We start from the raw sequence: 13,124 nt of genomic DNA on the forward strand, positions 1-13,124 counted from the left end.
CGCGAGACCGGGGGCTCAATTTACCGGAGGTAGATGAAGAAATTCATAAGGTACCTACCTCCAATGGTTTGTTCTCTGCCTGCGCTCCGTCCCGCAACACGTGTTCGGCGTCGTCCAGGGACAAGTCCCCGTGTTTCAGGCGGCGCAAAATGTCTTGGATGTCGTCGTCTTCCTGGCTCGGTTCGGCGACCGGGCCCGGCGCTTCGGCGACGGGTTGGCTTTTGGGTGCGTTTTGGCGGATCAATTCTTTGAGAATGGCTTCGGTTTCTAGGGACGGCATCACCGCCGTCGTCGGTTCGGTTTCGGGTTGCGGTTGTGGATGCGCCGCGGCGGTGACCTCGTTGGGAGGCCCGAAGGTCGCCGCGCAAAAGCCGCCCAACTTGCGCAGGGTGGGGTAGCTGATGACCACATGGGGTTCGATGGGTTGCCCATAGTGCTTCTCGAGCGCGGCAACCGTGTCGGCAATGAGCAGCGAGTCAAGCCCCATCTCCGCGAAGTTGTCGTCCAGGGCCAAATCCTCAGCGTCCACCTTGAGCACCTCGGCCATCAGGTCGCGAACCAAGAACACCCCATCCGTTTCTTGTGCCGCGGCCGGTTCCGGGGTGGGGATGACCGGGGCCGTCGCGTTGGGAACCGCGATGGGTGTTTCGGTGACGAGGCCTTCCGCGAGAACCGGCGCGGGTGGCCTGCTCTCAATCGGAGCGGAGCCGAATTGCTCGGCGCAGAAGCCGCCCAACTTGCGCAAGGTCGGATAGCTGATGACCACATGGGGTTCAATTGGCTGCGCATAATGCTTTTCAAGCGCGGCGACGGTGTCGGCAATCAGCAACGAGTCAAGGCCCATCTCGGCGAAGTTGGTGTCCAGGTCCAGCTCTTCGGCGTCAACCTTCAATACCTCGGCCATCACGCCGCGTACCAGATCGACCGTGTTGCTCGGGTCTTGGAGGGCAAGGGTCGGTGTTGCCGGCGCGGCCGTGATGGGTTCCGGTTTGGCTTCGATCTTATGCGTGGGTGCGGGCAAGTTAAAGAAGCGGTCGCCGTTGATGGGATCGTCCTGGTTGAGGATGATCTGGCAGGGGGAACCCTCGGCCAAGGCGTGGTAGAAGGCCGCCACGCCGGCGGTGCTGCTGATGGCTTGCAGGGGACCCACATGGTTGTGGTCCTTCGACAAACCGGTCCCTTGCCATTCCGGCCACACCAGGCTGACCACCTTGGGTGCACCGACCTCGCGCGGTCGCAGCGCGTGGCGGTTCTGCCATTCGTTGGCGGCGGCGTAATCGCTCATGCCCTTGGCGAGCAGCGGGCACAAGCTGGAGACCGAGGAGAACCATACCACCAACTCGGCGCCGGCTTGTTCGGCGGCTTGGTAGAGCAGCTTGGAGCCGGTTACCTTGGGCGACACAATTTGTTGGAAGCGGGTGTCGTCCTTGGCACGCAGGGATCGCGGTGCGTCGGCGACCCCGGCCGCGTGAATGACACCGTGAACCGCGCCGTAGCTTTGGCGGGCGGTATTGACCAGGCGGGTGACCGCCTCGGCGTCGCTCAGGTCGGCGGCGATGTAGCTCACCTCGCCCTTGGCGCGCAAGGCCGCCAGCCTGCGTTCTTTGTCGTTGGTTGCCGTTGCCGCGTCGGTTTCCTTTACTTCCGACCGCCCGCTGATGACCAGACGGGTTTGGTAGCGTTCGAGCAGATCCGAGGCCACCGCGTAACCCAGGCCACCCAAACCGCCGGGGACGATGTAGACGCCGCCGCGACGCAAAGGTGTAGTTTCGTTGTGGTTCTGTTTGCTTTCCCAGGCGCGGCGGTAAATCCCGCCTTCCTGCAAGAGCACCTCGCGGCTGCCGTCCGCCGTTCCCGCCGCCGACCAAATTTGGCTGCAGGCTTCGACGATGCCTTGGCGGCTGAGGCAGATGGTTTTCCAATTGAAGGGGTTGTGCTCGGCGGCAATTGCATTGGCGACCGCGGCGCTGAGATCATGGCTGGTGGTTTCTTGTTCGGTCAGCACGGCCACGTTGAGGCCCGTCAATTTGGCGGCAAGCAAAGCGCGGGTCAGTTGGAGCAGGGGCAAGGCTGCTTGTTCGCCGTCCAGATCGGCGGCGATGTCGGCGTGAACCATCAAACCAATCGCACCTTCGCGGGCCATGTCGGCGACGAACGCCTTCAGCGCGGCCGCGTCAAACCGTGCCGCCTCGCCGGTGCGACCCAGTGCCGAGGCCTTGCGGCTGAACACGCGGTTGTCGGCGGCGGTCAGGAAAGCGCGCAACACGTTGGTTTTGCCGGCGTCCCCGTCGAGCAGGAACCAGGTGCCGACCAAGCCGTGGGCGCTGGGAGCGGCCGCCTGCCAACTGGGTTGGTGCAGGCGGAAACCCTCGGCCTCGGGCAAGTCGATGGCGGCGGCTGTCGCCGCGGCGGGAATCGTCGTTGCCGCGGGGGCTGCCTGTTTCTGACGCGCGGTGGCTTCCTTCCAAAGGCGTTTGCGTTGGAAGGGATAGGTGGGCAAGGTGACGCGGCGCCGTTGGTAGGGTGCGTCAAAGTTTTCCCAGTTGATGAACTGACCACTCTCGTAAAGGGCCGCCGCGTTTTGGAGCAAGACGCGCCAGTCGCCGCCGCGCCGCTCGAGGCTGTGGTACCAGGCAAAACCTTCGCCCAACACCTTGCGACCCATGCCGACCAACACCGGGTGCGGGCCGATTTCGAGGAAACGCGTGTGGCCGGACTCCGCCAGGCAGCGCATGCCGTCGCTGAAGGCGACCGCGCCGCGCAGGTGGCGACACCAGTAATCGGCGTCGGGTGCCTGCTCCAGCGGTGAGCCGGTCAGGTTGGAAATCAGCGGCATGCGGGGGGCACGGCTTTGGACTTTGGCCGCGGCGGCGCGGAACGCGTCGAGGATGGGTTCCATCAGCGGTGAGTGGAAGGCGTGGGAGACGCGCAGCGGAACCACCGTCAACGCCTGTTGTTTACAGCGTGCGGTCAGGCGGGCCAAGGCTTCTTTATCGCCGGAAACCACGGTGTTGGTTGGACCGTTGAGGGCGGCGATGCTGAGCATGGGTTCCTCGACCAGGAGGGGCTTCACCTTCTCCGGGCCGGCGGCGATGGTGACCATGGCGCCTTGGTTGAGGGGCAGCGATTGCATCAGGCGGCCCCGTTCGGCGACCAGGCGCAAGGCGTCGTCCAAGTCGAGCACCCCGGCCACGGTGGCCGCGACGAATTCGCCGAGACTGTGACCCAAAACCGCGTCGGGTTCCACACCCCAAGCGCGCCAGAGTTGCGACAGCGCGTATTCGAGCGCGAACAAGGCGGGTTGGGCGTTGCCGGTCTGGTGGATCAGGTCGCGGTGCTGTTCGCCGTAGAGCAAGTCGAGCAGGGGTACCTCAAGCAGGGGGTCGAGGACCGTCGCGCACTGTTGCAGGGTGGCGCGGAAAACGGGGTGGTTTTCGTACAATCCGCGACCCATGTCGGGCCACTGGCTGCCTTGACCGGTGAAGATCCAGGCCAGTTTTCCGTCGGCCGTTTCCTTGTTGGCGGTTTGGCCCCGTTGCAACCAGGCCCGTAATTTCTCTCGCAGTTCGGTGGTGTTGGCCGCCGTGATCGCCAGGCGATGGTCGAAGTGGGCGCGACCCGCGCCCGCCGTGAAGCAGAGGTCGGCGACCGCGTCGGTCAAGTCCTGTTCCACGTAGCGGCCGGCCAGATCGCGCAAGGCCTGACGGCTTTTGCCGGACAAGGCCAACACGTGCAGTGGCCGTTCGGTGCTGTTGCGGGTCGCTTGCGGCAGGGGCGCTTCTTCTAAAACGAGGTGGCCGTTGACCCCGCCGAGGCCGAAGGAACTCAAGCCTGCGCGGCGTACCCCGTCCCGTTCGCGCCAGGGGCGCAAGCGGGTGTTGACGTAGAAGGGGCTGTTCTCCAGGCTGAGCGCCGGGTTGATTTCATCGACGTGCAGGCTGGCCGGGATCTGTTTGGCTTTCAAGCAAAGCAGGACTTTGATCAATCCCGCGATGCCCGCGGCGGGTTCCAGGTGGCCGATGTTGGATTTCAGCGAACCGACAGCGCAGCTCTGCGGCGTGGGTGCCTGGCTGGGATTGGGATCGCTAAAGGCCTGGGTTAAGCCGGCGATTTCAATGGGGTCGCCGAGCGAGGTGCCGGTGCCGTGGGTTTCCACGTAACTGATCGAGGCGGGGTTCACGCCGGCGTCGGCGTGGGCGCGGCGGATCAACTCGGCTTGGGCGCTGGAACTGGGCACGGTCAAACCGCTGGTTTGGCCGCCGTGGCTGACCGCGATGCCGCGAATCACACCGTGGATGTGGTCGCCGTCCGCCAGCGCTTTGTCCAGTGACTTCAGCAGCACCAGGCCCGCGCCTTCACCGGGGACATACCCGTTGGCGTCTTTGGAGAAGGTGTGGCAGCGGCCGTCGGGAGAAACGGCGCGCAGGCGGCACAGGGATTGGTAGTAGGCGGGGGAGAGGCCCGCGTGAACGCCGCCCGCCAGGGCGCTGTCGCACTCGCCGCGGCGCAGGCTTTCGATGGCCAACTGCAAGGCGGTCAGTGAGGAAGAGCACAAGGTGTCGACGGTCAGACAGGGGCCGCGCAGGTCGAGGAAGTAGGAGATACGGTTGGCGAGGATCGCGTTTTGGTTGCCGAGCCCGGAGTAGGCGTCGAGCATGGAACCGATGTGGTGCTCGCGGTAGTGGTTGTAGCTGGCGCCGATGAAGATGCCGGTGCGTTGGGCGGCCAGTTGGTCCGGTGCGTAGCCGGCGTTTTCCAAGGTTTCCCAGGCACATTCCAGCGCCAGTCGTTGTTGGGGATCCATGACCTCGGCCTCGCGGGGGTAGAGGCGGAAGAAGGCGGCGTCGAATTGGTCGATGTCGTTGAGGAACCCGCCGCGTTTGGTGTAGATGCGGTCGCGGGCGTTGGGATCGGCGTCGAAGTAGGCGTCGATGTCCCAGCGCTGTTTGGGGATGTCTGCCACGGTTTCGCTGCCCTCGGCCAGGTTGCGCCAAAAGTCGACCAGGTTCGACGCGCCGGGGAAACGGCCCGCCATGCCGATGACGGCCACGGCTTTCCCGCCGGAGGCGACGCCCGCCTCCCGTTGCGGCAGGCGTTGCGGCGCGCTCAGTTTGACATTTTTCGCGCTCTGTTTCGCCGGTGTTGCTACTGGTCCCACCGGTTTCACCGGTGTTGCCAGCTTGGGTTGTGGTTGGGAAACGATTGGTTCCTGTGCGCGTGGTTTTTTCGCGACCGGTGCCGGGGTTTGCACGGCCGGGGCGGGCACGGGATCCGGCGCGCCGAAAGTGACGCCGAAGTGTTCGATTAAGGCATCGCTGAGTTTCTCAACGTTTGCGTAGTCAAAGAACAAGGTGGGGGGCAGGCTTGCTTGGCTGAGCGGTTGTAAGTCGTCCACCATTTTGACGGCCAGGATCGAGTCGAGACCCAGTTCCAGGAAGGGGCGCTTGCGGTTAAAGCGGTTGCGCTCCAACTCGAGGTGGCGGCAGACAATGTCGCTGATGTGGTTGGCCAGTGGAGCGCGCGGGATGGTTGCCGCCGGCGCCGCGGCTTGGGGTGCCGCCGGTTCCGCAACGGCGGCGGGTTTGGCGGGCACCAGCTTGATCAACGCATCGGCCAGGCGTTCCGCGTTGGCGTAGTCGAAGAACAAGGTGGGCGGCAAGGTCAGCTCTAGGCGGCGGCTGAGGTCATCCACCAGCTTGACGGCGAGGATTGAATCCAGACCCAGTTCGAGGAAGGGGCGGCGCGTGTTGATGCGGTCCATTTCCAGGTGTTCCTGCAGGACGGCACACACCATTTGCAACGCTTCCTTGTGCTCCAAACCGGGATTAATGTGTTGCCGGACCGGTTGGGGCGGCTGTCCCGCGGCCAAACGCCGTCCCGGCACCACCAAGTTGGGGCCGCCGAGGATCAAGCCGACGCGCAGCGCTTCCAGGGCCTCGCTGGTGGTCAGGGGTTCGTAACCGCGCGCTCGGGTGGTGGCTGCCAATTCGGCACCCATGCCGACCCCACCCCAAAGGCCCCAGTTAATGCTGAGCGTGGGGTAACCGGCCTGAACGCGGCGGTAGGCAACCGCGTCCATGAATCGGTTGGCGGCGGCGTAGTCGCCTTGGCCGATGTTGCCGGTGATCGCGGAGAGCGAGGAGAACAACACGAGCAGTTGTGTATTGCGTTCGCGGGTGAGGCGGTCGAGGGTCAGGGTGCCTTCGACCTTGGGGTCGATCACCGCGCCGAAGTCCTCGGGTTTTTTGCCCTTCAGCAGACCGTCGCGAACAACACCCGCGGCGTGGAAGACCCCGTCGACGCCGCCGAAGCGGGTTTCGACCTCGTCGAAGACGGCCCGCATCGATTGCGGGTCGGTGACGTCGCCGCGGAAGACGGTGACCTCGCCGCCGAGGGCTTGCATGTCGCGCATGGCGGCGTGGACCGGGTGGCCGGCGTCCTCGGGCAAGCCGCGACGGCTGACCAGGGCGAGTCGGGCTTTGGCGGCGCGGGCCAACCAGCGGGCTACTTCAAGACCGACCCCGCCGAGGCCGCCGGTGATCAGGTAGACACCGCGCTGAACCAGGTTCAGTTCGTCGCCGACCGTATCCGCGATCACTTCGAGTTTGGGCACCAGACGGGCGTTGCCGCGCAGCGCGACCTCCACCTCGTTGACCGGTCGGCTCAGTTCGTCGAGCAGCGGGGCCAACAGTTCGTTGCGGTCGGCGGAGGAAAGCGAAACCGCGCTACATTGCCAGGAGGGCGCCTCGTTGGCGAGCACCGCGAGCAGGCCGTGGGCGCCGGCGTGGGCCGGGTCGAGCAGGACGACCGAGGCCGGATACAAGGCCTCGCGCATCAAGTGGCGGGCGACGTGGTGGGGATTTTGGCTGCTGAGCAGTGCTTCGCCGCCACCTTCGGGCACCTCGGCGTTCATGGCCTTGAGCAGGTTGTCGAGGAAACTTTGAACGGGATCGTCGGCGCCGCTTTCACCGTGGATCAACGCGCCGCCGGTGGTGACCAGGCGGAACTCAAGCGCTTGGCCGCCGTAGTGTTGCAGCATGGCCTGAACCAGCAGGAAGAGGTCGGCGATCGCGTTGCCGTCTTCGCCGCGGCTGTCCTCACAGAGCAGGACCAGGATTGCGGCGGGTTGCAGATCGCGTTGTTTGAGTTCGGCACAGAGGCGGGAGTAATGGTTGGCATCGCCGCGGTTGATGCTGAAGTGGTTGCCGCCGGCGTGGAACTGTCTGGCCTCACCGACCTCGATCACCTCGGTGCCACCGCGGCGCAGGCCGGCAACGATGCGTGAGGCGAGGGGGTCGTTGCCGCGGAAGACGAGGTGCAAACCCTCGGGATCTCGGGTTGCCGCCGTGACCGGTGCGGATTGCCAGGTGCGGCGCAGGAGCGCGCCCTCGGCGTCCATTTCCGCTTCAACAACCGCCGTGGTGGGGACCTCGGTGGCTGAGGTGCGTTTCATCGGGGCGCGGAAGCCGATGCCTTCCATTTCGAGCAGGACGCGGCCTTGTTCGTCGCACAGGGTCATGCCGCCGGCGCCGTGGCTGTCGCGGCGGCCGACAAGGAACAGGCGACCCTGAATGGCGGCCAACTCGCCAACCTGGGTTTGGCTGAAGCTGTAGGGGACCGGGATGGCTTCCAGGTCGGGTTCCCGTTGTTGGGTGAGGGCCGCGAAGGCGCGCAGGCCGTTGTCGACCGCAATCGCCAGACGTACGTCTTCCGGGAGGTCGGCGCCCAGGTCGAGTTCCAGCAGGAACCCGTTGTCGCCGGTGGCGAGGCTGACCCAATGGGTCAACATCGGGCCGACGGCGAGGCCGCGTTCGACGAGCCAATTGGTGACCGCGATGGTGTCGACCTTGTGGTTGTGGCCGGCACGGGTGCTGTCGAGGTCGATACGGCTTTGCGACAAGCCGCCTTCCACCAAGCGACCGCGAGCGTGTTCACGACGTCCCTCATCCGAGGTGAGCCGGAACTGGAGCGCGTTGTTCTCGGCCCGTTTGACGGCGAGGTCGACTTCTAAGCCGCCTTCCTGATCGACGATGGGGTGGCGCAGCAGCAGGTCGTGAAGTTGGTGGTTGGGATGGTTGAGGCGGCGCGCGGCGGCCAGCACCATTTCCATCACCGCGGCGGCGGGCAACACGGCTTGGCCGAACAGTTGGTGGTTGGCGAGCAAGGCGTCAGCGGCGCTGCTAAAGGTTTTGCGGAAACGCGCGCCTTCCAGGTCCGCGCAGGCCCGGTCGATCAGCAGGTGCAGGCCGGCGGCGGGTTCCGCGGTTTGGGGGCGATCCTCTTCCGGTTCGATGTGGAAGCGACGGCGTTCAAACGGATAGGTCGGCAGCGCGATGCGGCGCGGTTGTTGGCCGTATTCAGCGGCGGTGTCGCGCTCGTAGGCCTCCCAATCGATGTCGACCCCGTTCACGAACAGCAGCGCCAAGACCCGCAAGGTGGCGACGCGATCCTGTTTCTTGACCGTGGCTTTGGCGAGCATGGGCAGGAAACGGTCTTCCCAGCGGGTACCGCGACACCAGCGTTTCAGTTGGTTGTGGTCGGCGTGGGAAAGCAGGTGCTGGATGGCGCGTTGGTGGGCGTCGCGTTTTTTGGGTTCGTCATCGGGCGAGAGGAAGACGGCGGGGTCATCGGAAACGGCGCGCAGGTGTTTGGCGAGCAGCACCGGGTTTTGGCAGACTACCGCCAGGCGGTATTCGTAGCGACCGCGGCCGGTGTTGGCCGTGAAAAACACGTCTTCCAGGTGCCGCGGCTTGTTCGATTCCAGCCAACCAGCCATGTTTTCGCTCATGCGGGTTAAGGCCTCGGGTGAGCGGGCCGAGAGTACGAACACGCGGGCGCCGTCTTTGTGTTCACGGGGCGCGACACCGGGCGCCTCTTCAATCACCACGTGGGCGTTGACGCCGCCCATGCCGAAGGCGCTGATGCCGGCGACTTTTTTGGCCGCGCGCCATTTGCTCAAGCGGTTGTTGATGTAGAAGGGGGTGTTCTCGAAATGGATTTTCGGGTTGGGCGCTTGCACGTGCAGGCTGGGTGGCAACTCACTGGCCTCCATCGACTTCAAGACCTTTACCAAGCCCGCCATGCCGGCGGCGGGTTCCAAGTGACCGAGGTTGGATTTGACCGAACCCAACGCGCAGAACTGGCGCCGTTCCGAATCAAAGGCGCGGGTCAGGCCCTGTACCTCGATGGGATCGCCGAGCGCGGTGCCGGTGCCGTGGGCCTCGACATAACTCAGTTCCTCCGGTTGGGTTTTGGCGTCGCGCAAGGCGTCTTGAATCACCTGGACCTGGGCTTCGACGCGGGGCACGGTGAAACCGCCCGCGCGACCGCCGTGGTTAACCGCGGCGCCGCGCAAGACGCCGTAAATTGCGTCGCCGTCGGCGACAGCGCGATCCAAGCGTTTCAGCAGGGTGACGGCAACGCCTTCGCCGGGGACATAACCGTCGGCCTCGCTGTCGAAGGTGGCGCAGCGGCCGTTGGGCGAAAGCGCCTTGAGGCGGCTGAGTGAGCGGTAGTACCAAGAACTCAGCGCGGCGTGGACGCCGCCGACCAGGACGTAGTCGGATTCATTGCGGCGCAAGCTCTGCATGGCGAGATGGATGGCCACCAGGGAAGAGGAACACAAGGTGTCGACGGTCATGCAGGGGCCGTTCAGGCCGAAGGCGTAGGAGAGGCGGTTGGCGAGGATGGCGTTGAGGTTGCCGAGCCCGGAGTAGACGTCGACGTTGTTTAGGCCGATGGCGTCGCGGTAGTGTTGGTAACTGGCCGCGATGTAAACGCCGGTTTTGCCTTGGGAGAGCGTGCCGCCCGCGTAACCCGCGTGTTCACAGGCTTCCCAGGCGACCTCGAGCAGCAACCGTTGCTGGGGATCCATCCACTTGGCTTCACGGGGAGAAATGCGGAAGAACTCGGGATCGAAGCGGTCGATTTCATCCAAAAAGCCGCCCCACCGGCTGTAGGTGCTGTTCTCGGCGGTGGGGTCGGTGGAGAACCAACGATCCACGTCCCAACGTTCCTTCGGTACCTCGCCGACGGCGTCGACCCCGTTGCGCAGGTTTTGCCAAAAACTGTCGATGTCGCCCGCGCCGGGGAACCGGCCGGCCATGCCGATCACGGCTATTGCATCGCTGTCCGGGTTGTCTTCAGTCTCGTTCGTGGGTTCGACGGCGGTAATCGTGACCGGCGCTTCTTTGACCGTTTCTTGTTGTGTCGCGGCGGGTTCGGGTTGAACCGGATCGAAAGAAACGATGCCGCCGGTTTGTTGTTGGGGCGTTTTGGCTTGGGTTTCCGACGCGGTTTGTTCGGGGACACCCATCAAGTCAAACACCATGCCGACCGAGGCTTGGCTGGTGGATGGTGAGGCGGTTTGGGGTTCCGCGGCGGTTGGTTCTTCAACCTCCGTTTCAACAACCGTCTCCTCCGCGGCTTGTGCCGGCTCAGCCCCTGGCAAAGTCACCTGAAACTCGTCGACCAGCGCGTCGACCAGCTCGCCCACCGTGGCGTATTGGTAGAAGGTGGTGGGGCCGAGTTCCACGTTGAAATGGCTGCCGATGTCGCCCGCGAGGCGGACGGAAAGGATGGAGTCGATGCCGAATTGGCCGAACTCGGAGTCCAGTTCGAAATCGTCCGTTTCCATTTTCAGACCGGCGGCGAGTACCGCGCACAAGGCGCGGCGGACGCTGGTTTTGTCGGCGACGACGGGTACCGCCGGTGCCGCCGGCGCGGTTGGTGCGGCGGCTTGCACGGCGGCGAGCTGTTCGGCTTCGAGATGGATTGCTTCGCCGCTGAATTGGGCAAACACATGTTGGGCTGCGTTGTCGCCGACCGCGGCAGCAAACAAAGCCAATCCGGTGCGGTTGTCGATGGCTTGGAAGCCGCGTTTGTTGATTTCGGCGACCAGGTCGGTGCCCATGCCGACTTCCGACCACAGACTCCAGTTCAGCGCCGTGGCCTTTACGCCGGCGGCACGCAGTTGGTAGGCGAGCGCGTCGAGCGCGGCGTTGGCGGCGGCGTAGGTACCTTGACCGAGGTTGCCGTAGACCGAGGTGGCGGAAGAGAACATCGTGAAGAAGTCGAGTTCCAGCTTGTCGCAGGCTTGGGCCAGGGCGAGGGCGCCGCTCAGTTTGGGTGCGAACACGGTGTGCCAGTCGTCGGCTTTGATTTGCTGGATCAGGCCGTCGCGCAAGACACCGGCCGCGTGGACCACGCCGTTGAGGTTGCCGAAATGATTGACCACCTTGCGAACCAGGTCGCCCACGGCGTTGCTGTCGCTGATGTCGAGGGCGACCGGAACCACGGTTTTGCCGGCGGCGGTGAGCGCTTGCAGCGCGGTGATTTTCTGATGATCGCGGTGGTTTTTGTCGGCGGCAATCGCGGGCCATTCCGATTGGGCGGGCAGCGGGCTGCGGTTGACCAATACCAAAGTGCGGGCACCGTTTTCGGCCAAGGTGCGTGCGATTTCCAAACCGATCCCGCCCATGCCGCCGGTGATCAGGTAAATGCCGTCTTTGCGGACCGGGTTGCTTTCGCCGGCAGGCGTGTGGGCGGTGATTCGTGGCAACAGGCGTTTGCCGTCGCGGATGACGACCTCGGCGGCCGTGCCGTTGCCGCTGATTTCGCGCCAGGCTGCTTCGGCGGGTTCCTCGGCGGGGAGGTCGACGGCGCGGCAGGTGAGGCGCGGCATTTCGGCGCGGATCACGCGGGCCAGGCCGATGTTGGCGCCGGCGGCGAGGGCGATGTGCCGGCGTTCGCCGATGGGTTGCCCTTGCTGGGTCAGTACCCAGAGTTCGGCGGGTTTGGCGGCGCCTTGACCGAAGACCGCGGCGATCTGTGCCAGTGCCAGTGCGTCGCTGCAGGTCGCGTTTTCTTCCTGCCAGGTGAAAATCAGGCCGGCGAAAGGCTGTTCGCCGAGGGGTTGGGCGCCGATCTGTTCGCGCAAGGCCTGCAGGTGGGCCCGTTCACCGGGGACGACCCGGCCTTCATTCGCGGCATAGCGAAATTTTTTGCCGCGACGGATGCTGATTACCTCGGCGCCGCTTTCGCGAAGGCGATGGCTGAGTTGGGTGCACCAGAACTGTTCGTTGTCAAAAACCAACCAGCGGCCGGCGGGCAGGGGACGGGTCGAAAGGGTTGCGCCGGTTTCCCAGGTCAAGGTGTGGTGCCAGGCCGCCGTATCGACGACCGCTTGCGTTTTGGGCACCGCTTTAAGGAATACGCCCTCGGCTTCGGCCAAAATGCGGCCGTCTTCGCCGAGCAGTTGCACGTTGCCGGAGAGGCTTCCGTCGCCGTGGCGGCGCTGGGCCTCGGCCCAGACCCGTACCAGGCCGTTGACACGGTCGTATACACGCAACCGTTTGATGGTGAACGGCAGGGTGAGCGCGCTGTCGGTTGGGATCAGGCCGGCGAGGCTTTGCAGGGCGCCGTCCATCAGGCAGGGATGCAACAGGAAGTGTTCGTCGTTAAGGCGGTCGCAACCGCTGGTTTCCAACTGGTTCAGGGTTTGGTTGTCGTTGTGGGCCATGGCGCGGATCACGCGGAACAGGGGACCGTATTGAATGCCGTGGCCGTTGTAGAAGCGGTAGTATTCGGCCGGGTCGCGTTGTTCCGTGCAGGCGCGGTGCAGTTGTTCAATGTTGCGGGCCTCGGGTTGGGGCGCCGTCATGGGTTCGACCGTGCCGGTGGTGCAGCTTTGCCATGGGCCTTCGCCTTGACGGGCGAGGATTTCGAAGGAGCCGCTGTTGTCGCGTTTGGTTTGAATCAAACGCAGGGTCATGGTTTGGCCGGGTTTGACCACCAGCCCTTGTTGGAAAACGATGTTGCGCAGGCAGACGGCACCACCCCAAACGGCGCGGGCCGTGGTCAGGGCCATTTCCAGTTGGGCGGCGGCGGGCAGGACCCCGTCCCCGTGTACGAGGTGGTCGTTGAGCAGGGGTTCGCGTTCGAAGACGAGGTCTTTTTCAAAGGCTTCGGTGGTGTGGGGAATCGAAGAGGGTTGTGTTGGTTTGGCACCCATGTCGGCGGCTCCTCAAGAATAGGATTGGGCGGTCGCTTTAAGCGCGACCTGGTGGCCGCGGGGAACAGCGGCCGGAGGCATACAAATACGAGCTGAGCTGATAGCAGTAGGA

General features: G+C 64.7%; 1 protein-coding gene. It reads right to left on the bottom strand.

What is annotated here, in order from left to right:
• Positions 1 to 43: 43 nt before the first annotated feature.
• Complete coding sequence (locus tag J3U88_RS08345; RefSeq protein WP_207858242.1) at positions 44 to 13,012, bottom strand: type I polyketide synthase; 12,969 nt, start codon at positions 13,010 to 13,012, stop codon at positions 44 to 46.
• Positions 13,013 to 13,124 lie beyond the last annotated feature (112 nt).

This window comes from Acanthopleuribacter pedis (assembly GCF_017377855.1).
Lineage (GTDB): Bacteria > Acidobacteriota > Holophagae > Acanthopleuribacterales > Acanthopleuribacteraceae > Acanthopleuribacter > Acanthopleuribacter pedis.